The organism is Shewanella acanthi (assembly GCF_019457475.1).
Taxonomy (GTDB): domain Bacteria; phylum Pseudomonadota; class Gammaproteobacteria; order Enterobacterales; family Shewanellaceae; genus Shewanella; species Shewanella acanthi.
This window is the reverse complement of sequence record NZ_CP080413.1, coordinates 3,450,149-3,475,740: the sequence shown is the minus strand read 5'-3', so window position 1 is coordinate 3,475,740 and position 25,592 is coordinate 3,450,149. Positions and strand designations below refer to the sequence as shown.

The 25,592-nt window shown below is 45.4% G+C and carries 21 protein-coding genes, 1 other RNA gene and 1 pseudogene; 13 read left to right on the top strand and 10 right to left on the bottom strand.

Annotated features, from left to right (window positions below):
- Nucleotides 1-14 precede the first annotated feature (14 nt).
- Together K0H61_RS17860 and argR are read right to left on the bottom strand one after the other, a co-directional pair.
- Nucleotides 15-233, bottom strand: a pseudogene (locus tag K0H61_RS17860) (hypothetical protein); the annotation flags it as partial.
- Between the two features lie 124 nt (nucleotides 234-357).
- Nucleotides 358-828, bottom strand: coding sequence for a transcriptional regulator ArgR (gene argR, locus K0H61_RS14870; protein WP_220050264.1), 471 nt, complete (start codon nucleotides 826-828; stop codon nucleotides 358-360).
- A gap of 288 nt (nucleotides 829-1,116) precedes the next feature.
- Here argR and mdh point away from each other — a divergent pair, with 288 nt between their 5' ends.
- Nucleotides 1,117-2,052 (top strand): malate dehydrogenase, encoded by a 936-nt coding sequence (gene mdh, locus K0H61_RS14865; RefSeq protein ID WP_220050263.1) that lies wholly within the window; start codon nucleotides 1,117-1,119, stop codon nucleotides 2,050-2,052.
- An 82-nt stretch (nucleotides 2,053-2,134) separates the two neighbouring features.
- Here the strand turns inward: mdh and K0H61_RS14860 are convergent, their stop codons facing one another.
- Nucleotides 2,135-2,518: a thiol-disulfide oxidoreductase DCC family protein gene (locus K0H61_RS14860; RefSeq protein ID WP_220050262.1), complete on the bottom strand. Its 384-nt coding sequence runs from the start codon at nucleotides 2,516-2,518 to the stop codon at nucleotides 2,135-2,137.
- Between the two features lie 236 nt (nucleotides 2,519-2,754).
- Here K0H61_RS14860 and folM point away from each other — a divergent pair, with 236 nt between their 5' ends.
- Entirely contained in the window at nucleotides 2,755-3,486 is a 732-nt protein-coding gene (gene folM / locus K0H61_RS14855; RefSeq protein WP_220052748.1) for a dihydromonapterin reductase, read from the top strand.
- A 53-nt stretch (nucleotides 3,487-3,539) separates the two neighbouring features.
- Here folM and K0H61_RS14850 read toward each other — a convergent pair whose 3' ends face one another.
- The 3 genes from K0H61_RS14850 to K0H61_RS14840 form a co-directional block, all read right to left on the bottom strand.
- A complete protein-coding gene (locus tag K0H61_RS14850; protein WP_220052746.1) occupies nucleotides 3,540-4,136 on the bottom strand; it encodes a 5-formyltetrahydrofolate cyclo-ligase in 597 nt (198 codons plus the stop codon).
- 131 nt (nucleotides 4,137-4,267) lie between these two features.
- Nucleotides 4,268-4,448: non-coding RNA, 6S RNA (gene ssrS, locus K0H61_RS14845), on the bottom strand.
- A 116-nt stretch (nucleotides 4,449-4,564) separates the two neighbouring features.
- Nucleotides 4,565-4,867 (bottom strand): cell division protein ZapA, encoded by a 303-nt coding sequence (locus tag K0H61_RS14840; protein WP_220050261.1) that lies wholly within the window; start codon nucleotides 4,865-4,867, stop codon nucleotides 4,565-4,567.
- A gap of 225 nt (nucleotides 4,868-5,092) precedes the next feature.
- Between K0H61_RS14840 and K0H61_RS14835 the strand changes: the two genes are divergently transcribed.
- From K0H61_RS14835 to gcvP, 6 genes are all read left to right on the top strand, one after another.
- Nucleotides 5,093-5,668 carry a UPF0149 family protein gene (locus K0H61_RS14835; protein ID WP_220050260.1) on the top strand — a complete coding sequence of 192 codons (576 nt, stop codon included), beginning with the start codon at nucleotides 5,093-5,095 and terminating at the stop codon, nucleotides 5,666-5,668.
- A 128-nt stretch (nucleotides 5,669-5,796) separates the two neighbouring features.
- Nucleotides 5,797-7,020, top strand: coding sequence for a 2-octaprenyl-6-methoxyphenyl hydroxylase (gene ubiH, locus K0H61_RS14830; RefSeq protein WP_220050259.1), 1,224 nt, complete (start codon nucleotides 5,797-5,799; stop codon nucleotides 7,018-7,020).
- Nucleotides 7,021-7,053: 33 nt separating this feature from the next.
- Nucleotides 7,054-8,277 (top strand): FAD-dependent oxidoreductase, encoded by a 1,224-nt coding sequence (locus K0H61_RS14825; RefSeq protein WP_220050258.1) that lies wholly within the window; start codon nucleotides 7,054-7,056, stop codon nucleotides 8,275-8,277.
- 401 nt (nucleotides 8,278-8,678) lie between these two features.
- The gene (gene gcvT, locus K0H61_RS14820; protein ID WP_220050257.1) at nucleotides 8,679-9,773 is read left to right on the top strand and encodes a glycine cleavage system aminomethyltransferase GcvT; all 1,095 of its coding nucleotides are present in this window, start codon (nucleotides 8,679-8,681) and stop codon (nucleotides 9,771-9,773) included.
- 24 nt (nucleotides 9,774-9,797) lie between these two features.
- Nucleotides 9,798-10,187, top strand: coding sequence for a glycine cleavage system protein GcvH (gcvH, locus tag K0H61_RS14815; protein ID WP_220050256.1), 390 nt, complete (start codon nucleotides 9,798-9,800; stop codon nucleotides 10,185-10,187).
- A 122-nt stretch (nucleotides 10,188-10,309) separates the two neighbouring features.
- Nucleotides 10,310-13,198 (top strand): aminomethyl-transferring glycine dehydrogenase, encoded by a 2,889-nt coding sequence (gene gcvP / locus K0H61_RS14810; RefSeq protein WP_220050255.1) that lies wholly within the window; start codon nucleotides 10,310-10,312, stop codon nucleotides 13,196-13,198.
- Nucleotides 13,199-13,597: 399 nt separating this feature from the next.
- Here gcvP and K0H61_RS14805 read toward each other — a convergent pair whose 3' ends face one another.
- From K0H61_RS14805 to K0H61_RS14790, 4 genes are read right to left on the bottom strand one after another with little or no spacing between them, the layout of a single operon-like run.
- Entirely contained in the window at nucleotides 13,598-13,912 is a 315-nt protein-coding gene (locus K0H61_RS14805; RefSeq protein WP_220050254.1) for a hypothetical protein, read from the bottom strand.
- 4 nt (nucleotides 13,913-13,916) lie between these two features.
- A complete protein-coding gene (locus K0H61_RS14800; RefSeq protein ID WP_220050253.1) occupies nucleotides 13,917-14,177 on the bottom strand; it encodes a hypothetical protein in 261 nt (86 codons plus the stop codon).
- Between the two features lie 22 nt (nucleotides 14,178-14,199).
- Nucleotides 14,200-16,401 (bottom strand): S8 family peptidase, encoded by a 2,202-nt coding sequence (locus K0H61_RS14795; protein ID WP_220050252.1) that lies wholly within the window; start codon nucleotides 16,399-16,401, stop codon nucleotides 14,200-14,202.
- 9 nt (nucleotides 16,402-16,410) lie between these two features.
- The gene (locus K0H61_RS14790; RefSeq protein WP_258405958.1) at nucleotides 16,411-17,499 is read right to left on the bottom strand and encodes an AAA family ATPase; all 1,089 of its coding nucleotides are present in this window, start codon (nucleotides 17,497-17,499) and stop codon (nucleotides 16,411-16,413) included.
- A gap of 786 nt (nucleotides 17,500-18,285) precedes the next feature.
- Here K0H61_RS14790 and K0H61_RS14785 point away from each other — a divergent pair.
- The 5 genes from K0H61_RS14785 to K0H61_RS14765 are packed head-to-tail and all read left to right on the top strand — an operon-like array spanning nucleotide 18,286 to nucleotide 25,376.
- Entirely contained in the window at nucleotides 18,286-19,152 is an 867-nt protein-coding gene (locus K0H61_RS14785) for a TnsA endonuclease N-terminal domain-containing protein (protein WP_220050251.1), read from the top strand.
- Complete coding sequence (locus K0H61_RS14780; RefSeq protein WP_220050250.1) at nucleotides 19,142-21,391, top strand: TnsB C-terminal domain-containing protein; 2,250 nt, start codon at nucleotides 19,142-19,144, stop codon at nucleotides 21,389-21,391. The genes K0H61_RS14785 and K0H61_RS14780 overlap by 11 nt, the downstream gene beginning before the upstream one ends.
- Nucleotides 21,384-22,859 (top strand): ATP-binding protein, encoded by a 1,476-nt coding sequence (locus K0H61_RS14775; protein WP_220050249.1) that lies wholly within the window; start codon nucleotides 21,384-21,386, stop codon nucleotides 22,857-22,859. The genes K0H61_RS14780 and K0H61_RS14775 overlap by 8 nt, the downstream gene beginning before the upstream one ends.
- Entirely contained in the window at nucleotides 22,859-23,797 is a 939-nt protein-coding gene (locus tag K0H61_RS14770) for a TniQ family protein (protein ID WP_220050248.1), read from the top strand. The genes K0H61_RS14775 and K0H61_RS14770 overlap by 1 nt, the downstream gene beginning before the upstream one ends.
- Nucleotides 23,790-25,376, top strand: a complete 1,587-nt coding sequence (locus tag K0H61_RS14765) for a TnsD family Tn7-like transposition protein (protein WP_220050247.1) — start codon at nucleotides 23,790-23,792, stop codon at nucleotides 25,374-25,376. The genes K0H61_RS14770 and K0H61_RS14765 overlap by 8 nt, the downstream gene beginning before the upstream one ends.
- Nucleotides 25,377-25,592 lie beyond the last annotated feature (216 nt).

Here is a 25,592-nt window from a genome sequence, read left to right as displayed (position 1 = left end):
CTAAGCGCACCGTATCAAGGATCCGGTGCGTTTTTGTTTGTGTTTTTTATCGTCCACTTTTTGATACCGAGTTGCCACGCCTCGGCGGTAAAGTCGATAAAGGCGCGGACTAACATCTGCTGATAACTGCGGGATAAATACACAGCACACAGGGCTTGACCTTGAGCGCGATAATCGCAGAGGGCTTTCTTAAGTTCTCCGCTTTTAAAGTGCTGATTGGCTAAGTCGAAGGGCGCTGTGAGTTAAAACGATGCTCCAGCAACAAACGATTGCTAATAGCGATTGTTAAAAAGCATGGCTAACTGGGTAAATTAGGCTCAGAAAAACAACAGGTCAGCATATGCTGACCTGTATTTTTTATTCTGCGTAATTGAATAAAGATTTGATGGTTTCTAGGGTGTCGGCGATATCTTGGATACTCGATGGACAAATAAAGATGGTATCGTCACCGGCAATCGTCCCTAAAATGCCTTCGGGCTTGCCGATGGAGTCGAGTAGCCTAGCAATTAATTGTGCTGCACCTGGACTGGTTCTTACGACGATCATCGCCTGATTGTGGTCAACATCCAGCACGAGATTCTTCAGTGGGCTGCCTGCGGTCGGCACGCCAAGTTCTGCGGGTAAGCAATACACCATCTCCTGTTTTGCATTGCGGGTGCGGACTGCGCCGAACTTGCTTAGCATGCGGGACACTTTAGATTGGTTAATATTGCCAAAGCCTTCAGCTTGTAATGCGGAGACGATTTCACTCTGAGAACCAAAACGTTCTTCCTTTAAAATCGACTTAAAAATTCTTACAAGGTCATCTTGGTTCTTGGTCGTTTGCATAGTCTTATTCTTTATTCAAAAAATCAGGCGTATTTTGAATAGTTTTGGGCCAAGAGTCAACAAATAACCACTATGACTGAATAAAAATGCAATATCAGTCTTTGGCATTAACCGCCTAAGCCTTATCTTGTGAATAGCGTAAATATCAAACTAATGTATTCACACCAAGTTGAAATCTTTTACAGGCAGACTAAGGGATAATTGAAATTAGGACGACATTCCAGTAATGTGGCGCCAACGGAAATAAGATCCATGTCACACATGTCCGAGAATATAACGGAGATAACTATGAAAGTTGCTGTACTTGGTGCTGCTGGTGGTATTGGCCAGGCTCTCGCCCTACTGTTAAAAACTCAATTACCTGCGGGTTCTCAACTGTCTCTATACGATATCGCACCGGTTACTCCGGGTGTTGCGGTTGACTTAAGCCACATCCCAACCGCCGTTGAAATCAAAGGTTTCGCCGGTGAAGATCCAACTCCAGCACTAGTTGGTGCTGACGTAGTTCTGATCTCTGCGGGTGTTGCGCGTAAGCCTGGTATGGACCGTTCAGATCTGTTCAACATCAATGCTGGTATCGTTCGCAACCTGATCGAAAAAGTGGCTGCAACTTGCCCTAAAGCGTTAGTAGGTATCATCACTAACCCAGTTAACACGACTGTTGCTATCGCTGCAGAAGTACTGAAAAAAGCTGGTGTTTACGACAAGAACCGTCTGTTCGGTGTTACCACTCTGGACGTTATCCGTTCTGAAACCTTCGTAGCTGAATTAAAAGGCCTGAACGTTGCTGACGTTAAAGTTAACGTTATCGGCGGCCACAGTGGCGTGACGATTCTGCCATTACTGTCTCAAATCGAAGGCGTCACTTTCTCTGATGAAGAAGTTGCCTCTCTGACCAAACGTATCCAAAACGCGGGTACTGAAGTGGTTGAAGCTAAAGCCGGTGGCGGTAGCGCGACTCTGTCTATGGGTCAAGCAGCTTGCCGTTTTGGTCTGTCTCTGGTTCGTGGTCTGCAAGGCGAAGCTAACGTTGTTGAATGTGCATACGTTGACGGCGGTAGCGAGCACGCTGAGTTCTTCGCTCAACCAGTTCTGCTGGGCAAAAACGGTATCGAACAAGTTCTACCATACGGCGAAGTCAGTGCTTTCGAAGCTAACGCTCGCGATGCAATGCTAGATACGCTGAAAGGCGATATCACTTTAGGTGTTGATTTCGTTAAGTAATCTGTCCTTGGATAGACATTAAAAACGGAGCCTAGTGCTCCGTTTTTATTTTCCGTCCTAATCATGTGAAACTGACGTTGGATTACAGCTGACAGTCGCTATCACACACTTTTTTACCCGTGAGCAGGTAGGAGAGGCGATATCTGTGTTTTGCCAGCAGCAGATAACCCCAATCGGCGATGGGCTTAATCGGGGGCAAGCGCAAAAGTTTAAGCCAAGGGCGACGATCAAGCAGTGACCACGCGCGCTGACTGACATCTAAACCGAGTAACAACTCGCCCTCAAAAGTTTCGCCATGTAGCACGCGTTTAGCATCATGCTTATTGATATGGCTAAAACGCTGCTCAAAATCCACGGCATTAATGTCTTCAAGGGCGATAAGCCCCCTTGAATCGAATCTTTTAAGGCGGCGCATCTCTGCCTGACACAGCGGGCATTGGCCATCAAAAAATATCCTAAGTTGCATTGAGTATCCTGCGGCGTTTTCTTGCATTCTCTCGCTAGTATAAGAGGCTCAAGGATGAATACCATGTTCCCTTATCAACAGAGCGGTCATTTTATCGGGCTAAATTTTTAAATTTAACGTAAAATTCACGCTATTCATTGAGTTAACTGATGTATTTCTTGGCGATAGCATATCCATCTAACGCAGTGAAACATTTATAGGATGACCATTTTAGGATAGCTATGATGAAAAGGACTCTGTCTGCTCCCATTCTTATCACAGGTGTCGGTAAACGTATCGGCTATGCGCTGGCTAAGCATCTGCTGGCTCAGGGCGAAACCGTTATTGGCACCTATCGCAGTCATTATCCCAGTATTGACGAGCTCAACGCGCTAGGCGCAATCCTTTATCAATGTGATTTTTACGATAAGGATGAGCTGAAAACCTTAGTCAGTGAATTACAAAAGCTGCCAACGCTTCGCGCCATTATCCACAACGCTTCGGATTGGTTATCCGATGGTAAATCTACCGATGGCGCATTGGATGGGATGACGCAGGTGATGGAGCGGATGATGCAGGTGCATGTGCACGTGCCCTATCTGTTGAATTTAAGTTTAGAGTCGCAGCTGCGAGCAGGTGCGCAGGGAGAAATCGGCGCGGCCGATATTATTCATCTCACCGATTATGTGGCTCAAAAGGGCAGTGCCAAGCATATCGCCTATGCCGCAAGTAAAGCCGCGCTTGAAAATCTGACGCTTTCCTTCGCCGCCAAATTTGCGCCCGAGGTGAAGGTTAACTCCATCGCGCCTGCGATGATCCTCTTTAACCCAAGCGATGATGACGCCTATCGGCAAAAGACTTTAGCCAAGGCGATGTTGCCGAAGGAAGCGGGTAATCAAGAGATTATTGCGTTGGTGGATTACTTACTTGGCAGTCGTTATGTAACGGGCAGAAGCCATGCTGTCGATGGTGGACGACAGCTTAAATAAGGGGCGAATGTGTAAAACTTAAGTTCTAATGGTTAGCACCTAGCACCTAGCACCTAGAGCTTAAATCTAAGCAGGCCACTCGGGGTCACGATAATCGGCAGCGGTACATCCCAGTGCTCGCAGGGCAGTAGCTCGACTTTTTGGCAATCGTGGGCGTAACCCATGGGCAGTGGTTTGCCATGAATGCTCCAATTGGCAAGGGTTCTATCGTAATAGCCGCCGCCCATCCCCATGCGATTACCTTTGCTATCGAAGGCGACCAGCGGGGTGATCACTACATCCAGCGCATCAATAGGCATCACGTCACGTACATCCAGCTTGGGCTCTAGAATGCCAAATTGATTCGGCAGCATGATGGAGCTTTCGCTGTAATGCAAAAACAGTAATTGTCCTGGATTAAAGGGATGCAGTCTTGGCAGGTAAGTGTGAATCCCCAACTGCCAAAGCGCGGCGATTAAGGGCGCGGTGGCAAGCTCTCCATCGTGGGTAAGATAAAGCGCCACCCGTTTTACTTGTCTTTCCATAAGTTCGCTAAGGATGTGCTTAAGGGCGGCAATGCTTGCCTGTTGCTGTTCGGTGTCTGTTAGTGAGTTACGTTCAAGGCGAATTTGCTTACGAAGCGCCGCGCGATTTAAGCCGTTAAGCGCCATAACTGAATCTGGGTTATTCAGTGTGCTAACGCAGGCACTAAGACAAGAGCTACCACTCGCGCTTTTTTCTGTGCTTGTATTTGAACGTGTGCTAGATGATATCTCAGATAGATGACTAGACATAAATTGAGATGCTCCCCAGAGTGCCGCTACCGGTGTAGCCCTTGAACCGTAGGTTCAAGGCGGGTAAATGATTACTTCCTAAGGCTTCTCGGTACGAGCCGAGCCTGCTCAATGTCGGCAAAACATTCACCCTGAGATCAAAATTATCGGCACAGGGACATTACCAGTTGGCCTGCACCCCAGGGAGCAAAAACGGTACTGAATCACTTACAGCTTGGCCTAACAGTATAGGTTAGTCTAGTGATTCACTGTGCAACTCTTAATGGTCTGCAAGGTGCATTGACCAAGAGCTACACAGTCTAAAACTATTTGGTTGAACGCTCAACTAAGGCGTTTTCGAGGGTTGACTGCAACAGGTTGATACGGTCATCCATTTGTTTCATATATTGCTTATTTTTCTGCTTTTCTTGGTACAGCTCGTGACCAATATTCAGCGCAGCCATAATCGCAATCTCTTCACGATTAATGCTGTTTCTCTTTGTTTTCATGGCGGTGAGCTGTTGTTCTACACCTTGAGCTACGACACGCAGCGCCTCTTCCTGACCCGCAGGGCAGGCAATCGAGTAGGTGCGTCCTAGCAGGGTGATTTCAACGGCACTGTTACTCATTTGAGGGTAATCCTTTCGTTCGCGTCGATACGGCGGACTATATAGGGCTGATATTAAAAGTGCAAGGCGAGGTGCTGCCCGATTGTGTAATCGCCGCTTTGTTTGCTGCTTGTGTGAGCAGTTACCCGAATTTTTATCTTAAGGCCTGAGAATCGGGATTCAGAGTTGGTTCAAGCCTTTATCTCTGCTAGCATTGCTGCTGAAAATGTCTATTTGGAATCAGTTATGGCAACCCCTCCTTCGTTACGTATCGACAGCCTGAAAATCGCCCTCGATGCGGCTGAAATTGGTCAACATCCGGTTGAAGTTCACGGTGCCCTCGTTGGGTTAATTTGTGGCGGTGTCGATCAAAGCGGTGATATGTGGATTAAACCCCTCTTCGACCTGATGAACGATGGTCAACCACTGCCAGCACCTTTGCATCAATTAGTGTGTGAATTATTCCAAGATTCGATTACCCGTCTGGTGGATTTTGAGTTTGGTTTTATGCCACTGCTGCCAGAAGAGGAAGAGCCATTAAGCAAGCGTGTCGAGGCGCTGTCGCTGTGGACTCAAAGTTTTCTTACCGGTATCGCGATTATTCAGCCTAAGTTAAACCAAGCGTCGGCCGAAGTGCGCGAAGTGATTAAAGATTTAGCTGAAATCGCCCAAGTTGAGTTCGATGTTGCCGACGATGAAGAGTCAGAGGCTGCCTATGTTGAACTGCTTGAGTTTGTGCGCATTGCCGCTATTTTATGTTACTCCGAATTTGGCCCCGAATTACCCGAGGGCGAGCCGGAAGAAACTGCGGTTATCCACTAATCGCACATAGCATAAAAGGCGGGGGAGACTCTGCCTTTTGTTTAATAGATGGCTTTTATTAAGCACAGCCTGTTGTTGAAAATCCTAAGACACAACACTTGTTGTTCGTCCTAGCTTGAATGGGAACTGTGACGGCTACGAATCAGATGCAAACTTCAATTCAAAACGTTGATATCGCCATTGTTGGTGGCGCCATGGCAGGCGCGACGCTCGCCTTGGCATTGAGTCAGTTATCCTCGCCTAATGCGCCGTTAAAGGTCGCGCTGATTGAGGCTATGCCTCCAAGCACAAACCATCCAGGATTCGATGCCCGCTCGATTGCCATTGCCCACGGCTCGATTTTTCAATTATCGCGCCTTGGTATTTGGCCTAAGCTTGCCCATTTAGGCACGCCGATTCGGGATATCCATGTGTCCGACCGCGGCCACTTTGGGATGACAGAGCTCAATGCCGAGCAGTTTCACTTAGATGCCCTAGGCCAAGTGGTTGAGTTAGAGCGCGTGGGCAAAGCCCTCTTCGATGAACTGAAAAAATCTTCCGTGTTGCTCTTTTGCCCAGCCAAGCTTAGCGATCTTAAGGCCGATATCGATGCCCACACACTGGTGCTCGATACTGGCGAGCACATTCGCGCTAAGCTGGTTGTCGCCGCCGATGGTCTGCAATCCAAGGTGCGCAGCAGCTTTAATCTGCCTGTTACTCAAGTCTCCTTCGAGCAAACCGCCATAGTTGCCAACCTGCAAACCGATAAGCCCCATCAACATTGGGCCTATGAGCGTTTCACTCAAACAGGACCATTAGCCTTACTGCCAATGGCCGATAACCAAGGTCAGCCGAGGTTATCCCTCGTATGGGCGTTGGATGATGAAGCCGCGAATAAGATGCTCAATGCACCAAAGCAAGCGTTTTTAGCCACGTTGCAACAAGCCTTTGGTTACCGTGCGGGGCAATTTATCGATGTCAGCGAGCGCCATGCCTACCCATTAAACCTTGCCTATATGCCAAGACCGATACACCACCGCTGCGTGTTTATCGGTAATGCGGCGCAAACCCTGCACCCAATTGCAGGGCAGGGCTTTAACTTGGGGCTTAGGGATGTCATGAGCCTGCTTGAGGTGCTACAGGAAGCGCTTCTCGCGGGGAACGATGTTGGCGCTGCTAACATCACCCATGCCTATTTAAAGGCGCGGGAGCAGGACAGAAACACCACTTTGACCAATATCGAATTCTTAGTTCGTGGCTTCTCTAACCAATACTGGCCGTTGGCGCTGGGTCGTAATTTGGGTTTGCGACTGCTGTCTTGGTTGCCACCACTAAAAACCCCCGTTGCCCACAGGGCGATGGGCTGGAAATAACAAGTTCAAGCTAAGCGTGAGAAGGATGTATCCATGTTAAGTTCACAAGCCTATGACATTGCCATTGTGGGTGGCGGCATGGTGGGACTGGCCACCGCGATTGGATTGGCCCAGGCCGATCTTAACGTTGTCGTGATTGACGCTGGCCAAACCGAGCCCGTGAGTGGTGAGCCGCGCCTTCGGGTTAGTGCCATCAATAAGGCGAGTCAACGCTTGCTGGAGCACCTCGGTGCTTGGACTTATTTAGATACGGAGCGCGTAGCGCCCTATCAAAAAATGGCGGTCTGGGATAAGGACGGCTTTGGCAAGATAGCCTTCGATGCCAACAGTATCTGTGAACCTAGCCTTGGCTCGATTATCGAGAACGATGCCATCAGCTATGCCTTAGCCAAACGCGCCGCCGAATTCGACAATATCACTCACATCGAGAATCAACGCCTCGATCGTATCGCTTTCGGTGAGCGTGAAGCATGGCTGACTTTAGCTAACGGAGCTGATTCTGAAATAGAAAGTGTGAGCGCAGCCCTCGTGATTGCCGCCGATGGTGCTAATTCCTGGGTGCGTGAGCAGTGCAAAATCCCACTTACCTTCTGGGACTATGGCCATAATGCCTTGGTTGCGACCATTCGCACTGAGCTGCCGCACCTTGCCACCGCCCGTCAGGTGTTTTTAAAAGATGGTCCGCTGGCCTTCCTGCCGCTCTATGAGGATAACCTCTGCTCTATCGTCTGGTCGGTGCCGCCAGAAAAGGCCAATGACTTAATGGCGATGACGCCGGAGCAATTCGAGCGCAGCCTTACCGCCGCCTTCGATGGCAGCTTAGGTCTGTGTCAGTTAGCCAGCGAGCGTCAGGCATTTCCACTGCGTATGCGTTATGCCCGCCATTTCGCCCGCCACCGTTTAGTGCTCGCGGGCGATGCCGCCCATACGATTCATCCGCTGGCCGGCCAAGGCGTCAATCTTGGATTTCTCGATGCGGCAAGCATCATAGAAGTGGTGAGTGAACTGCACGAAGCGGGTAAAGACATTGGCGATTATGGTCAGCTAAGGGCGCTGGAGCGTTGGCGTAAGAGCGACGCCATGGAGATGATTGCCGTGATGGAAGGCTTTAAGCGCCTTTTTGAAGGCGGCAACCCAATCAAGAAGGCGATTCGCGATCTTGGCCTTAACCTTGTCGATAATGTCGCTGGGCTGAAAACAGTGTTCATGCAACAGGCCATGGGCAATAAGTCCTCCTTGCCTAAGCTGTGTCGATAGCCTCGGTTACGCTAATGTAATCAGAATTGCCGCTAATATCAGCATATTGGTGGCAAGCTGAGCAAAATACGCATTCGCATGAAATAAATTGTCACATATCGGATAAGAAATTCTAATGAGGCATAGCTTCGGATTAGAAAAATCTCTTGTATACAAATTTGTGACGCAATGTATAATTTCGCCGCATTTTAGACCCTAGTATTTTACCAATCACGATAAATATCTGATGAGTTCTGCATCTGTTAGGCGTTTAGATTAAGGTGCATTGATGCCGAAGAGGGTAACCTTTTCCCATGAGTCCATCCTGTAAATAGCATGTCTATACAGCCAGATATTTAGCCCGATTGGTATCACCCTACGCTAGGCAGAGACCTGAATAAGGCCGCACAAAAGGGATAACAATGGCTAATAAAACTGTTCTGTTTAACAAGCACTTAGAATCAAACGCTAAGATGGTCGACTTCCACGGTTGGGATATGCCCCTCAACTATGGTTCACAAATCGAAGAACACCACGCCGTGCGTCAAGACGCAGGTATGTTCGACGTTTCTCACATGACAGTGGTTGATGTCATCGGTAGCGATGCGTGCGCATTCCTCCGTAAGCTGCTGGCAAACGATGTGGCCAAGCTTAAAGTGCCTGGTAAAGCCCTTTACGGCGGCATGTTAGATGAAAATGCTGGCGTTATCGACGACCTCATTACTTACTACTTAAGCGACACTAACTACCGTGTGGTAGTGAACAGCGCGACCCGCGAAAAAGACTTAGCTTGGATCGCCAAGCAATCCCAAGGTTTTGATGTGACTGTGACCGAGCGTCCTGAGCTGGCGATGATCGCCGTTCAAGGTCCTAACGCTAAGGCCAAAGCCGCCGCGGTATTCACAGCCGAGCAAAACGCCGCTATCGAAGGCATGAAACCTTTCTTCGGTAAACAAACCGGCTCTCTCTTTATTGCCACTACGGGTTACACCGGTGAAGTTGGCTACGAAATTATTGTGCCAGAAGCCGAAGCCGAAGCACTGTGGCAAGCCTTGTTAGATCAAGGCGTTAAGCCATGTGGTCTTGGCGCCCGCGACACCCTACGTTTAGAAGCCGGTATGAACCTCTACGGCCTCGACATGGACGAAACCATCAACCCACTTGCCGCCAACATGGGCTGGACCATTGCATGGGAACCAAGTGATCGTGATTTCATCGGCCGTAAGGCGCTTGAAGCCCTGCGCGATGCGGGTACCGACAAACTGGTGGGGCTTATCATGGAAGAGAAGGGCGTTCTGCGCCACGATATGCCAGTCTATTTCACTGACGCTGCGGGTGTTGAGCAGCAGGGTGTGATCACAAGTGGTACTTTCTCGCCTACATTGGGCTATTCTATTGCGATGGCGCGTGTTCCTAACACTATTGGGGATACTGCAGAAGTCGAAATGCGTAAAAAGCGTGTGGCTGTTAGAGTAGTTGCGCCAAACTTTGTGCGTAACGGTAAACAAGCATTTTAAAAAACTGAACAAGGAACAAGAATAATGAGCAATATTCCTACAGAACTGAAATACGCCTCTTCACACGAATGGATCCGTAAGGAAGAAGACGGCAGCTACACTGTGGGTATCACTGAGCATGCCCAAGAGCTGTTAGGTGACATGGTTTTCGTTGAGCTGCCAGAAGTGGGCGACACTGTATCTGCTGGTGAAGACTGCGCAGTCGCTGAGTCTGTTAAAGCGGCTTCTGACATCTACGCACCTATCTCTGGTGAAGTGATTGCAGTGAACGAAGCGCTGGAAGATTCTCCAGAATTAGTAAACAGCGATGCATACGGTGAAGGCTGGTTCTTCCGCGTAATGCCTTCTGACGAATCAGAAGTTGACGCGCTGCTGGATGCCGAAGGCTACCAAGCTGTAATCGACGAGGAATAATCCTCGCCGCTAACGAAGCCCCACTGGGGCTTCGTTTGTTTTAGCGCAAGTTTGACATAACAACAGCCCGTTTATCAGAGCCCTACCTTCTGCATAACGGCAAATCTGGAACAAGGTTTATCATGACCCAGCAAACCCTCACTCAGTTAGAACAGCACGATTTATTCTTACGTCGCCATATCGGCCCAGATAGCAACCAACAACAGGAAATGTTGAACTACGTTGGAGCTGAGTCTCTGGACGACTTGACCGCGCAAATCGTCCCTGAGTCGATTCGTTTAAACCAAGAGTTGAGCATTGGCGATTCCTGCGGTGAAGCCGAAGGTCTGGCATACATCCGTGGCCTCGCTAAGCAAAACCAAGTCTTCAAGAGCTACATCGGTATGGGTTACTACGGTACACAAGTGCCTAACGTAATTCTGCGTAACGTGTTCGAAAATCCAGGTTGGTACACGGCTTATACCCCGTATCAGCCAGAGATCGCCCAAGGCCGTTTAGAAGCGATTCTAAACTTTCAACAAGTGTCGATGGATTTAACCGGTTTAGATTTAGCGTCAGCATCACTGCTGGACGAAGCGACTGCCGCCGCCGAAGCAATGGCACTGGCTAAGCGCGTATCTAAAGCCAAAAAAGCGAACATCTTCTTCGTTGCCGACGACGTGTTCCCACAAACCTTAGACGTAGTGAAAACCCGCGCTGAGTGTTTTGGTTTTGAAGTGGTGGTGGGTCCGGCAACTGACGCCGTAAACTACGAGCTATTTGGAGCCCTGTTCCAGTATTCAAACCGTTTTGGTCAAATAACTGACTTTACTGAATTATTTGCAGAGCTGCGCGCTAAAAACGCAGTAGTAACTGTTGCTGCCGACATCATGGCGTTAGTGTTACTGAAATCGCCAGGTGCCATGGGCGCCGACGTGGTATTCGGTAGTGCTCAGCGTTTCGGTGTGCCGATGGGCTTTGGTGGTCCACACGCGGCCTTCTTCGTTGCCCGTGACGAGCACAAGCGTTCTATGCCGGGCCGTATCATTGGCGTGTCTAAGGACACCCGTGGTAACCGCGCACTGCGTATGGCAATGCAAACCCGCGAGCAACATATCCGCCGCGAAAAAGCCAACTCTAACATCTGTACTGCGCAGATCCTGTTAGCGAACATGGCGTCTTTCTACGCCGTATTCCACGGCCCACAAGGCCTGAAGACTATTGCATCACGCATCAACCGCTTCACCGATATTTTAGCGGCTGGCTTACAGGCTAAGGGCGTGAGCTTAGTCAACAACACTTGGTTCGATACCATCAGCTTTAAAGGCTTAGACGTTGCTGCTGTTAATGCACGCGCACTGGCCGCTGAAATGAACCTGCGTATCGATGCAGACGGTATCGTGGGCGTGAGCTTAGACGAAACCACTATCCGCACCGATATCGAAGCCCTGTTCGATGTGATCTTAGGTGCAGGCCATGGCTTAGACGTTGCCGCGTTAGATGCGCAAATCGTAGCCCAAGGTAGCCAATCAATCCCTGCTGCGCTGGTGCGTCAGGATGCTATCCTGAGCCACCCAACCTTTAATCGCTACCAAAGCGAAACCGAGATGATGCGTTATATCAAGCGTCTCGAAAGCAAAGACTTAGCACTGAACTACTCAATGATTTCATTGGGTTCGTGCACTATGAAGTTAAACGCTGCGGTTGAAATGATCCCAGTGAGCTGGCCAGAATTTGCTAACATGCACCCATTCTGCCCACAGGATCAAGCTAAGGGTTACACCCAGCTTATCGAAGAGCTGTCTACCTGGTTAGTGAACGTAACAGGTTACGATGCAGTCTGTATCCAACCTAACTCGGGTGCTCAAGGTGAATACGCGGGACTACTCGCGATCCGTAAATACCACGAGTCTCGCGGCGAAGGTCACAGAAACATCTGTTTAATTCCACAATCTGCCCACGGTACTAACCCTGCTTCTGCCCAATTAGCGGGTATGCAAGTGGTAGTGACGGCCTGCGACAAGCAAGGTAACGTTGACTTAGACGACCTGCGCACTAAAGCGGCTGAAGTGGCTGAAAACCTGTCATGTATCATGATCACTTACCCATCGACCCACGGTGTGTACGAAGAATCCATCCGCGAAATCTGTAACATAGTTCACGAGCACGGCGGTCAAGTTTACTTAGACGGCGCGAACATGAACGCACAGGTTGGCGTAACGTCACCAGGCTTTATCGGTGCCGACGTATCGCACCTTAACCTGCACAAAACCTTCGCCATTCCACACGGCGGCGGTGGTCCAGGTATGGGCCCAATCGGGGTGAAATCACACCTTGCGCCATTCGTTGCGGGTCACGTTGTGGTTAAACCAGGCCGTGAAAGTGACAACAACGGTGCAGTATCGGCAGCGCCATACGGCAGTGCTGGCATTCTGCCAATCAGCTGGATGTACATTAAGCTGTTAGGCTCTGAGGGACTTAAAAAGTCGACCCAAACTGCGCTGTTAAACGCTAACTACGTGACTAAAAAGCTGTCTGAACACTACCCAGTACTGTTCCGTGGCCGTAACGATCGCGTAGCCCACGAGTGTATTATCGACCTGCGTCCAATCAAAGAAGCCTCTGGCGTGACCGAAATGGATATCGCTAAGCGTCTGAACGACTACGGTTTCCACGCGCCAACCATGAGCTTCCCTGTGGCAGGCACTTTGATGATCGAGCCAACGGAATCTGAATCTAAGGTTGAGCTGGACCGTTTCATCGACGCTATGGTGTCAATCCGCGCTGAAATCGCGAAAGTGGAATCGGGCGAGTGGCCAGCGGACAACAACCCACTGCACAACGCGCCGCACACTATGGCTGACATTATGGACCCAGCGTTCGATTCACGCCCATACAGCCGTGAAGTTGCCGTGTTCCCAAGTGCCGCAGTGCGTCATAACAAGTTCTGGCCAACAGTGAATCGTATCGATGACGTGTATGGCGACCGGAATTTGATGTGTAGTTGTGCACCGATGGAAGACTACGAATAAGGGCTGAATAGTTGATAACGACAATTGAAGTTGGAAACTACGTAATCGAAGTTGGAAACTGCAATTGAAGTTGGAAACTAACTAAGTATAGAGGGCGAACCGAAAGGTTCGCTCTTTTTGTTACACGCCTTTGCCCCAAAGCAATTTACACCTTTATAGGCTCTAATGTGGAGTTGTCTAATCTCTTGAGAGAAGAGCATCCTTTAAAAACTTGGGTAGAACATAATGGTAAAAGCCTAGAGAGCGATTGGACCATTCACGATTTACGCACAACCTTCACCGCATTGCTTCCACAAAGGTTTCTGAAATTATACTCGGTCATCTGTTGTCTGGTATTCAGTCTGTTAATCAGAATGTGGTGTAAATGAAAAGACCCGTTAGGGCCTTATTTATGTGTGATCACGCATCATCAGGAGTTTTGACTATTGCAGGTTGAGCAACTTGTGCCATCGCTCTAATTATTAATGGGGCTGATACACCTACGTTTACAGCCAAAAGAGGAGTAAGTAATGTATTTGACGATACGTAAACATGTGCTAGACCGCCACCCAGAATAGGTAATATTAAAAATGGTAACCAGTAAAGCCAATCTTTTAAATCAGGTCTTTCAATAAGTGGTAATTTATGTAATTCGGCCAATTCTAGAAGTTTGATAGAAAAGGCTCCCCCCATAGCAAACCAAACCGAAGGACTTAGAGATAATAGTAATTCCAATATACTATGCCCCTCTATTTCTTATTATGGATGAAAGTCTTTCACTAATGCTTCGGTTTCTATAATTATTTCTTGAAGTATAAAGTGACTCACCTTTTTCATTGCGTGCAGAGGATTTGACAATTTCACTACCATTCTCTGCTATATACATCTGTACAAGTTCATTACTGACATTACTTTCTTTGGCGACTCCATTTATAGTGCGCCACTCATATTCATCATTATTGAAAGCTATTTGTATTCGTTTAGCAATTTCACGGTTCAATTTGAATGTCTCCCATTATCAATTATTTCGTGAGTCTAATTCTATTAGTAACTCTTATTGTTTTTAGTGTCTGATTTTGCTGCAATATTTTGTTGTATGTTTCAGTTTCGCCCTCTGCCCTTATGGATAAAACGAGTGAGTAATTGAGTGGTTCGGTCTTATTTTCAGGGCTTGCACCATGTTCTCTCGCATGAAATTTAACATCAAACACTGGTGCCAATAATGTCGATTTTTTGAATCTATGTTCCTTTGATATGCATGTTTCCCATTTATAAGCATCTTCTCTAAGCTGTGCTTCAGGTTCATACATTTTTTCATTTGAAAAAAAGGTTATAGTGTCAGCGTGAGTAGCAGTATCATCTTTCTTTTTATCTTTATGTGCTCTGAAAGATATCACTAAACCACTCCGTGTATAATGTTGTGGGTGTTCAGGGTCTATATTTGCGTTGAAGCAAAATGTGGCTTTTAAGTGAACCCACTTACAGTCAAGTCCAAGCCCCTCAGGAACCGGAATAGGTATTCTTAAGTGTCCTGACGATGGTAATTCTCCCTGATAGACGATAATTGCTTCATCATCTTTACACTCGATAACTTCTTCAGGTGTACAGGGTAATTTACCCCAGCCTACATCATTTATATCTTTTGAGCCTTTATAGGCGCGATGAATTAGCAAAGCTTTAATGGCTGTTGTACTAAGATCAAAATCAGTGATTGCATCAACCCCAGCAGCTACCCTTAAAGCAAATGGCGCCGCATAACTAGTTCCTTGTGTGCCAATAATTGAGTGAGTTTGTGGTGAGTAGACTTTGAATAAATTATCGTCAGAACCACCAAAAATCACACCATCAGGCTTAACAAAACCAGGACTACGGCCAGGTCCTTTACAGCTATACGAAGCTCTTTCCCAATTGGTATCACTAGTAGTCGAAGCCCCTACAGCAAAACAGTTCACCATATCACTAGGTGGCTGTATTCGCCCTAAATCACCTGATAATTCACCATCATTCCCTACTGCAACAGTAGCAAAACAGTGACCATCTTGAAGGAGGGTATCAATGACGGATGTCCATACATGAACTTCATCATCTTCTACAGGTAATCTTGGCCCTAAACTAAAATTGACATACTTGTATTTCTTTTGTTTTAAAACATTCTCTATTCTATTTAATACATCAAATAAGTCAGGATCCGCATCGTTAGGACATAGCACCCTTACTATATCTACATTGGTGTAAGGGGGGGGGAATGATTTAATATTAGTGTCATAAGGACCAAATAGATATGTTGAGCATACTTCACCACCATGAGCCAATAAACTTGGATGTGAGCCTTGTACATCAGGTGGGATAATTTCATTTACCCAATTTCCAATGATATTTTCACTGCCAATTCCTCCATCAAAAATACAAACTTTGAAGTTATTTTTTAATGGTTCAAAGGTTGGTAGTTCAAATTTTTCATTAATCGAAACTCTGAGTAAATCAGGCTTATTGACCCTTAATTTTGGCATGCTTCTTAGCACTCGAAGATGAGAAAACTCTGCTAGTTCAGTTTCTTTACCTTTCTCAATAAATACCTCTACAAAAGTTAGACCTCCAACTGTTTTGGAGCGTTTCCAATCAACATACCCACCTAAAGATCCAGCATATTCAGAAAAATCTGGATTAACTTTAGTGTTTGAAGTGTCTGCATGTAGGACTACTTCTAATTTAAGATTACTGGCTTCATTATCAATAAATTTAATTTTTTCAATGGCTTCGAATGAGCTGGTCTCTTCAATTGTCCTGATTAAGGTTTGACTTGTTTCTGGTAAGCGCTCATGTGCAATGTCATTGAGCATTGCTTCAAAATTTGATTTTTTTCCAGCGACAAAAATACATGAGGATAAACCTTCTTCTGGATGTTTTTTGGTTGCCCATTTTCTTGGTTTCACCTGTATAGGTTTAGAGCCAACATCCTTTAATCCATATCTTTCAAAAAGTTTTTTTGGATAATATGTTTTTGCCAGATAGGATGGATGCTGGATGAATTTTATAATAACCTCTCCGTCAACACATTGCTTAGAAGGTTTTGATTCTATGCTATGAATAACTCTATTTAAGTCTGAAACTAGTTTATCGCGAGCTTCATTGAATGAATAGGGGTGTGCTTTAGGACCAGAACCAGATTTAATTTCTACAGGCAGAGTTAAAGTTTCGCCATGACCAATAATTAAATTTTTCACTTAGCATCCTTACTTTTTAAGTTGTTCATCTAAAATCTTTTTTATGGTGGGCCTACTTACTCCTAAAGCCTCAGAAATAGCACGTTGAGATTTCCCCTGCTTGTGCAGTTTTATAATCCACATGTTTCTTTCTTCTTTAGTTGCTGCATTTATCTCATGATTTAGTAAGGTATCATAGTTGATTAAAAATGCATCATCACTATTGATGCTGAAGCTTGAAAGGATTTTCTCACGTTTAGCTTTTCTTAACTCTCGGTCAATATTGCTGAAAGACATTTCGCTAAATTGTTCAGCTGTTTTTCCTTCTTTGATAGCGTCTGGCCAATATTCAATTAAGTATTTATTGATTACTTCAACGGAAGGCATTGGAAAAGTTATTTCAATGTCAAACCGTCTCCAAATAGCTGGATCTAGTAATTCACCATGATTAGTTGCAGCTATAAGCAGTGAACTATACGGCCAATCATCAATTGCTTGTAATAGCACAGTAACTAGACGTTTAAGTTCGCCAAGTTCTCTGTCGTCATCTCTTCTTTTGGCTATTGCGTCAAACTCATCAAGAAGTAATACACAAGGAGTAGACATTGCGTGATCTAATACAGCTCTTACATTGCTGCCAGTTTTGCCTAAAAAGCTACTCATAACTGTTGCTAAATCTAGAGTTAATAATGGTAACCCTAGATTTTTAGCAAGCCATCTTGCTGTCATGGTTTTTCCTACTCCAGGTTCACCTTGAAAAATGACTGAACGAGCTGGAAAAATACCTTCGCTTAATAATTCGTTAATGTATTTGCGTTCTAACAATATTTGCTCTAGTGCTTCACCTACGTTGAATGCATGTACTGGAGCCTTGTCTAGTGAGACAGGGTTTTCAATTTTTATGAGTGATTGCCTTGTATCAACATCTACGGGAAGAGGTTTGTTGTTTAGATTTAAACTTCGGGTTGCGTTTATTTCTAATTTATTGATAAGTAGTTCGTATAGATTCGCGTTAGTAGCCCTTATTCTTGAAGAAAATTGTCTTACGGCCATTTGACCTAAGTTTTTATCTCCACTTAATGCTGCTTCAGCCAGTCTTAAAATTAATTTATTTTCCACAACTCAATCTTCTTGGTAAACTTTGATTAATCAATAGTAATGCAATTGGTAAATTTTTCCATAAAAATTTACCAATGAAATGAGATATCTTACCAAGTTGTAGTTTTTTGTTACCATCGCACCATAAGGAAGTGGTTTTTTTGCAAAGCAGTTAAACTAATTTAAAGCAGAAAATCAGTACAGCATCACTCACTGACCAGCAATCAACTGTACCTAAACCACGTGACTAAATGACTAAAATTTGCATTTTAAAATGAGCAATGACGTTCGTTTTAATTAACTAACTATCAATAGGATAAGTCCGTTATTGCTTCTGGTGGTGGTGGGCGTTAACCCATAGCAACTTTAATCCGAAACTGACGAGTTAGATTTAAGGCTTTAACTTGGAAATTGTCCCTTTCAGCCCCCCCTGAACAGCTGTAACAACGCTTGCAGAATTCCCCTTCGTTTTAGCTTTTGCTTGATCCCCATTTACCCATCTCATCATGCAGAAATTGCGTCTAAATTGTGTGTATTTTTTGAACAAATGCAATCTGGAAATCATATAAATATATCTATTTATTATATGTTATTCCGCTGGGTTATTAAAACTTATTATATCGAATATTTATAGCTGCTAATAATTGATTTATAAGCATTTGATTTCATTATTGGTTAAATTTTGAGCTCATCAAATTATTAGTACGTGTTAATAAATTCTTTTAATTATCAGTATATTAAGTCGTTTGAGCAATTTTATTTGTTCGTCTATTCTCCTCACTTTTAATACCTATGAGGAGGTTAACCATGCCAAATAAGATAGTCACTCAACCCATCATTACTGAAAGAGAGCGAAGCAAAATCAATCGCTACTATGCCAGAGTCAAAAAACAGGGGTATCGCCCCTGGGTGACCGTCCGCCAATCCCATTCGATAGGCCAAGGACAAATTATCTATAGTCACAAAACTCAGCGAACACATCATTTTCTCAGTCGTGGTGAACTTCAGCCGTTCTTTCATTTCGAAGCCGATAGTCGTGTTAAGAACATTTTTGAACAATATCCATTGCCTATCGAAGAAACGATGAGACTCGCTGCTGAACTCAACATTCAGCATCCTTCGTCGTATCAAGAATCGGTTAACTTTAATGGACACCGTCCCGCGAAAACGATGACGCTGGATTATTTAGTGATTCATACCGACAAGAGCAGACATGCCTTCAACTTTAAATACGCTGATGCGTTAGATAAAAACATTACTAGTCCACAAGCTGTGGCGCGGACAAACGCTAAAGCAGAAATTGAGCGGATTTATTGCCTACAAAATAACATCACTTGGACTCAGTTAACTGAGAAGTCGTTTGATCCCGCAGTGACTTACAACTTACGCTATTTTCGAGAATGTTATGACTCTCCCGATGACATTGATATTAGTGATGACTTGAAATCAGTAGTGCTTTGTCACTTAACGCTTAACTTCAAAAACTACCCGACAGCTACAGTGCGCAATAATCTTGAACGCACTGCAAATGATATCAATCTGCCGTTACACCAAATCCAAAGCATTTTTCAGATGCTCGCTTATGAGCGTGTGCTGCATTTCGACTGGAAGACTGAGATTAATCTAAACCGCCCGTTACCAGTGGTAGCGAAGGAGGTGGACTATGTTTGTTAACCAGATTATCGCTTCAGTAAATCCGAAGCACCCCGAAGTGAATTATCGCATCGTAGCGATAGACGCGGACAAAATTGCTGTCTCGGACTTGAGCTGCAACAGACCTCGCAGACCATTTACAATAAATGTTGCCTATTTAAATCACAAAAAAGATAGCAAAGCATGGGTTTTGTTGGAACCCAGTCTCCCTGAAATTTTGTTCAAAGATGACAGCTATTTTAAACAAAAGGTTTTCGCCAAAAAGCTCAAATCACTAAGTAATAATGCAGCTAATGATGACGTGTATGATCCTCTAGCGCTACGAGACGCAGCTTGGGAGACGATTCAGCCTTTAGTGGATGATCCTCAAAAGTTACATCGCTATTTATTCGGGGATCCAACCGGCTTATTGCAAGAGCTGATTGAGCTTTCTCAGCGCAGTAAAAAGTATGTAACTAGCATGCTAAATCGCTATTTTCGTGATGGGGGGATTAAAAATGCGTTAATTCCCAATTACTACAATTGTGGTCAAAACTTTTCTCTCCCTGATTTACCTAAATTGAATGATGACGGTTCATATGATCTTTCATCCAAACCAGGGCCTGCAACTAAGTACGGAAATTCATATCGTCATGTCACGCAAAAAGACGTTGAAGATATTGAAAAGTTTGCGCGTTCGCACTTACGCAACCGCAAAGAGGTCGTACTTGAAGACTTATATAAAGAATTCATCCGTTTTTTCGGCAGCGTATCAATCCGCCCGAAAGGTGCAACGATTGAAGAGATGATGGAAGAGTTTCGTCTTCCTTTAGGCAACAATCACGTTATTTCGTCCAGGGCGTTTAAACGTCAACTGAATAAAATTGTGTCTAAATTGACGTGGTTAAGAAAGCGTGTCGGTGAGAAAAACTATTCACGAGATCACAAAGCGAGAACAGGCAGTGCGAAGCACGGTTTGCGCGGTGCCACCAGTCGCTATGAAATAGATAGCACAATATTAGATGTCTATGTGCGCTATGAGTTTTCGAATGAGTTAATGTCGATAGGCAGACCAGTTTTGTATTTAGTGGTCGATGTTGTGACAAGCATGATTGTCGGCATGCACATCGCTTTTCATGGTCCAGACTGGACCGGGGCTTGTCAGGCGTTACTTAATGCGTGTTCTGATAAAGTCGCATTTTGTCAGCAGTTCGGACTCAGTATTCGATTCGAGGACTGGCCATGTTGTCATGTTCCACGCGAGTTGACTGCGGATCGCGGGACAGAAAACAGTGATAAAAATATGGAAGCGGTACTCAAGGGGAAAATTGGCATCGAAGTTGTTAATCTGAATGCTTATCACATGGGAGTGTGTAAAGGAACGGTAGAGAAAAGTTTTGATATTGTTCAAAAAAATGCATTTTCTCCGCTTGAGCACGGTAAAGTCATTCAAATTAATAAATTTGATGAGCAACACCCGAGTCGGAATAATGTTTTGACTAGCGATGAGTTAACTCGCGCAATCATTAAGTGTGTTCTTCACGCTAATAATCACTCAACACGTATTAATAATCGTACCTTCGAAATGGAGCGTGATGGTGTGGCATTTGCCCCACGAGACGCTTGGAATTACAGCTTAAGCCACTGTGTCATTGCACCTGCAACGTTGCCTCGGGAGCAGTTATTGTTCGGTTTGTTGCCAGAAGCTAGCGTGAGCGTGCAAAGCCTAGGGGTGCGTTTCAACGGGTTGTATTATTCGTCTACTGATTTTGAGCGTTTACCCCTGTTGGATGAGTCCAAAAATTTTGGTCGTCAGTCTATCTCGATTCGTTACTCAGAGAGCTCAACGAATCATATTTGGTATAAAGACGAAGCAACTAAGACGGTATATCAACTGGAGCTGACAGAGCGCTGTGAAGCTTATAAAAACCAGGCCTGGGAGCAAGTACATCATCGTCTTGCGATCTTAAGATACCAGTACGCTGTCGCAGCAGAACAGTCTCGCATTAGTTCAATGCTTTTAAATGCGGACATACACTTCTTAGAGAAAATGGCTAAAGCGCGTACTAATCAGCATCAAAAATCGCTGGCTAAAGGGATTGTGTCTGATATCAAAGATAATCGAAAAACCGAGGCTGATAGGCAGCATTATCAGTATCAACAAGATATTGAAAAAGGCATGGAAGGTGCCATTAAAGATACAGCGCCAAATCACACCGTCAGCCCTGCCGCAGACATGTTTGGTAACCCCAATGCTGTGGAGGAAATACCTCATGGCTAAAGCTAACTATATTCGTCATCCCAATCCGATGCATCGAGGCAATCCTCTGGTTGAAGGACTCGGTTTTCCGTTATCAAAAAAGCAAATTCACTCACAGTGTGGCATCCCTTTTGTAGGTGGCTTAGACCTAAGTGATGTACCTGAAGATCTGCATGGCTATTACACTCGATCTTCAATCCTTAACTTGCTTAGTATGCATGTGGTTCAGGATGAAATGGTGGAGATTTATGAAGCTATTCGGCTTGGCATTGAAGTGTCTTACCTAGGTCGCAACCCACTCAATGATAATTGGCAAGGTATTTTAGCGGCTATTGAAGCAGACAAAGATAAGCCATTACAGTCCATCAATATCAAGCGTCTTAATTTACTCGAAAACAGTTATACATTCCTGATCACGGGTTTAAGTGGTCGTGGAAAATCTAGTATGGTTAAGCAAGCATTGAATCAGATAGAACAAGTGATAGAGCATACAACTTACCCTATGCCTGATGGAACACAACAATCATGTTGTTTGACTCAAGTGACATATTTGTATGTCGAGCATCATGATCGTGTCGGTCAAAAAGCGTTTTTAAAAGCTATTCTGGGAGAGATAGATGCTTTAACTGGGGAGAAGTATTCCTATGTGAATCGCCAAGCTAGCGTGTATGAATTGATTCAAATAGTGCGTAAAGCCGTTATCAAGCATCATATCGGTACAATGGTGATAGACGAGGCTCAAAATTTTGCGCTAAGTCCAAAGGATCTGAAAATTGGCCCGAATGAAAAAACCTCCATGCGGTTCGTGGAGGAATTAGTTAATACACTAGGGGTGTCCACGATATTTGTAGGTACATTCGGAGCCTTGGAGCTTTTTGCAAAAGAGATGACTATTACTCGTCGTACACTTCGCGCTGGATCGCTTATGTTGGCTTGTTGTGATGTGGAATCTGGCTTTTGGAAAAACCTCTCCTACGCGCTATTTAATTCTGTTCGATTTGTTGCGCCTCGTGATAGTGACGATGCATTGCGCTATAAGTTGCATGCTTTAACAGCCGGAATTCCAGCTATTGCAGTATCTCTGGTTCAAGCGGTATTACGTTTTTTAAGTTATTTTGAGGCTTCGAAACAAACACTGACCGTGTCCGTGTTAGATCACGTGTTTGTAAAACAGTTTGCTCCTTTGTCTGGTCCGATAGCTGCATTACATCATGGGGGGTACAGGGAGTATGAAGATTTAAAGCCGATGCGGTTACTGGAGATGATTAACCCTAAAGACTCCAAGGATGATCAAGGAAAGTTAAAAGTCTTAGAGGATACTGCTCGGGAATTACAGGAAAGCTATGAACGAGAAAAGGCAAAACTGTTGACTGGCACTGTGCAGTTGAAGCCTAACAAAGCACCTCGTACAGCACATGAAGTTGATGCAACTAAAGAAAGTTCAGCGCTATCCCCTGACAATTTTTTATCGATGTTGGGAGAGGACTAATGAGTCATTGGCGAACTTTACTGCCAGGGGAAGATTGCCAATCAGCTCCGGCACGTTGGCATTATCTAGAGCGCTCGACCACAGGCTTATTCCCTGATGAACCGCTAATGAGGCTTGCGGTACGAAGTGTGTCGCCACACCATGCATTTGGGGCTCTGGAAAAGGAAATTCTCAGCGTCCAGGATAAGCTAAACGATGTTGAATTTCATACAGCACATAGTTTAGTTAGTTACTTTCGAGCGTTTTTACCTCAGGACTATCCAATTGGGCAGCAAGTAAAACAATCTCACGCTGCCATCAGTGGGGTTCAGTCAACGCGCGTTACTTGTTGGCGTTGGTGTCCTAGTTGTGTGACCGAAAATGAAGCTCGTTTTGGACTGGCTTACTTTCATCGAGATCATCAACTACCTGCCGTGTTTCATTGTTTAGTACATGGTGATGTACTTGTTAGTGGTTGTCATGAGTGTGGCTGGCATCACTATCGACTGAATGAGCAGTCTGTCCCACCTAAAGACAATGCGTGCCCCGACTGCGGTGCTTGGCTTGAGGCTAAGCCTATTGCAATGACGGATACCATGCAGCGAATTGAAGCGGCGAGTGTACGGCTAGCTCATAGCCCCATTGTGCCTGATAGGCGGTTAGCGTTAGTAAGGCGTGTTCGGGAGTTGGCAGGGGTGTCGACGCTTGAGCGAAACAGTGTGGCGGAGCGGCGATTGTTGGGGGTATGGCAAAAACGTTTCCTGACACACTTTAGTGAGTACGAGCTCGGCACATGGTTTCGTAATCTGAACGTACACAGAGGAATTCTATGTCATCCGATGATGCGAAGTCCGCGCTTAACGCAAATAAGTTCAGTAGCAGCTCATCCACATCCATTAGTGTATTTGCTTTTAGAGGACTTTCTTGCTGTAACGCCTGAGCTGGCAATGCATGGATAAGCTCAAGCTGTTACCCGGTGAATGCGGTTATAGCTTGGCAGCTAGAGCCCATCTGCTATCTCCATATGGCTCTTGGAAAATCACTAACTATCGACTTTTTGGTCGGGAGTCTGTTCGTATAAATGCCCTGTTACCAGGGCATTTATCATCACTGGCGCTATTGGCAGACAGTACCGTTGAGCACCTTCGCCTTGAAGCATCAGCACATCCTCTCGTTGCATTTGGGCTAAGCACAAAGGAAAAGCGTCTCGCGCTGGCAAAAAGTGAAACGCAGGACAATGCATCAACAGTCTACGAACAAGCCCGAATGGCTGCTAGCAAGTTGAGCTTTGGCAATGTGTTGCGGTGCTGCTGTGCTTGCATGGAAGAAGATAAAGCGCGGTATGGGCTGGCGTATTGGCACACCATGCATCAACTTCATGGGGTTTCTGTCTGTCCTGTGCATGCGAGAGTACTGTCTACCGTTGAAGCCGGTGAAGGGGCGCTAAACCATGCTTACGAATTACCCTTTGTAGACAATACGCTCAATCTTGAAGTAGAGCCCAATGCGCTCAAGTTAAGTCGCTACATCGTCGAATTACATGCGTTATTAAGCCAATTTACCCCGCTAGGAAGTATGTCCGAGCGGTACATTGCGTGGTTGGATGCGAAAGGTTTTATCACTGCCTCTGGACGAATTCGCTGGCGGCAATTGAAAACAGCACTGAAACTTTTTTGGCGTGAGTTGTTTATTCCTGAAGCAGAAGTGGTGCCTCCAGAGTTGTGTAAATTTCATTTTGTGCCACGTATCGTGCATAGAGACCAGTCAACGCATTATTTAAGGCACGTTCTGTTAATGGCTTACCTGACCAAATCACCAGAAGCATTTTTTGCGGGGCCAAAGATACAACCTCAAACAACCGAATTGTCTAAAGCGATTGGAACTCCTGAGGAACAGGTCGTTCTGAAAATACTCGAACAGGGTTTTTCGTTGCGTAAGTGCGCACAAGCTTTGGGTTGTAGTGTGGGTTTTATAAAATCGGTGGCGTTGCGTCACGGACTACAAATAGAGCGTCGACGACAATTTATCACCCCAGAGATGGAAAGAAGCGTTTGGCGTAAGGCCTTTGTAGGGCTGCACCGACAGGACATTGCGCAGCAGCTTGGATTGTCAGTTGGAGCCGTAGAGCAAATTATTCAGTCGCATGCAGGTTTATCAGCATGGCGTCATCATCTGCTAATGCAGCAGCGGAAACTAAGCAATCGAACATCGCTGATAAACTTTATGAAGCGGTTTCCTGATGCATCACGCAATGCGATTAAACATCAGTGTAATGCGTATATGTGGCTCTATAAACACGACAAAGTATGGTTATACGCTCAGCTTCCAGAAGCATTGTCTTCGGGCAAACATCAAGGGATCAATTGGGCTGCGAGGGACTTGGTGCTGTGTAATCAGATTGATAATCTTTCTGGAACATATACTTCCATGTCTGCGATTGACCGTGCTTTGGGCGGACACAACTGGCTACTTCATTACAGAGAAAAACTGCCATTGGCTGTTGAGAGAGCGACGAATCTCATTAATGGCCAAGCTTAAGTTGTAAAAATCACCATCTCATCATGTTTTAGCCCCAAACCCTCCTTTTCTCGCGACTGCGTACTATACGCTATTATGGTAAATGACTATTTTGAAGTTTCTTTGGGGGTTTTGTTGGGGATTTAGGGATGTTGGCTGTGGGTTTTAGTTAGGTGCGTGAGAGAAATATTTTTGTAAGTTTTTTTAATTATTTTTTGTTTTTATGTGACTGATTGT

What these genes read in the sequence shown, in the direction of transcription:
- K0H61_RS14775 (WP_220050249.1), top strand. Translation starts at nt 21,384, where the DNA reads ATGGCTAAAGCTAACTATATTCGTCATCCCAATCCGATGCATCGAGGC.
- K0H61_RS14850 (WP_220052746.1), bottom strand. Translation starts at nt 4,136, where the DNA reads ATGGCGCTTAACGGCTTAAATCGCGCGGCGCTTCGTAAGCAAATTCGC.
- argR (WP_220050264.1), bottom strand. Translation starts at nt 828, where the DNA reads ATGCAAACGACCAAGAACCAAGATGACCTTGTAAGAATTTTTAAGTCG.
- K0H61_RS14840 (WP_220050261.1), bottom strand. Translation starts at nt 4,867, where the DNA reads ATGAGTAACAGTGCCGTTGAAATCACCCTGCTAGGACGCACCTACTCG.
- K0H61_RS14860 (WP_220050262.1), bottom strand. Translation starts at nt 2,518, where the DNA reads ATGCAACTTAGGATATTTTTTGATGGCCAATGCCCGCTGTGTCAGGCA.
- K0H61_RS14780 (WP_220050250.1), top strand. Translation starts at nt 19,142, where the DNA reads ATGTTTGTTAACCAGATTATCGCTTCAGTAAATCCGAAGCACCCCGAA.
- gcvP (WP_220050255.1), top strand. Translation starts at nt 10,310, where the DNA reads ATGACCCAGCAAACCCTCACTCAGTTAGAACAGCACGATTTATTCTTA.
- K0H61_RS14785 (WP_220050251.1), top strand. Translation starts at nt 18,286, where the DNA reads ATGCCAAATAAGATAGTCACTCAACCCATCATTACTGAAAGAGAGCGA.
- K0H61_RS14835 (WP_220050260.1), top strand. Translation starts at nt 5,093, where the DNA reads ATGGCAACCCCTCCTTCGTTACGTATCGACAGCCTGAAAATCGCCCTC.
- K0H61_RS14825 (WP_220050258.1), top strand. Translation starts at nt 7,054, where the DNA reads ATGTTAAGTTCACAAGCCTATGACATTGCCATTGTGGGTGGCGGCATG.
- K0H61_RS14770 (WP_220050248.1), top strand. Translation starts at nt 22,859, where the DNA reads ATGAGTCATTGGCGAACTTTACTGCCAGGGGAAGATTGCCAATCAGCT.
- gcvH (WP_220050256.1), top strand. Translation starts at nt 9,798, where the DNA reads ATGAGCAATATTCCTACAGAACTGAAATACGCCTCTTCACACGAATGG.
- gcvT (WP_220050257.1), top strand. Translation starts at nt 8,679, where the DNA reads ATGGCTAATAAAACTGTTCTGTTTAACAAGCACTTAGAATCAAACGCT.
- K0H61_RS14765 (WP_220050247.1), top strand. Translation starts at nt 23,790, where the DNA reads ATGGATAAGCTCAAGCTGTTACCCGGTGAATGCGGTTATAGCTTGGCA.
- mdh (WP_220050263.1), top strand. Translation starts at nt 1,117, where the DNA reads ATGAAAGTTGCTGTACTTGGTGCTGCTGGTGGTATTGGCCAGGCTCTC.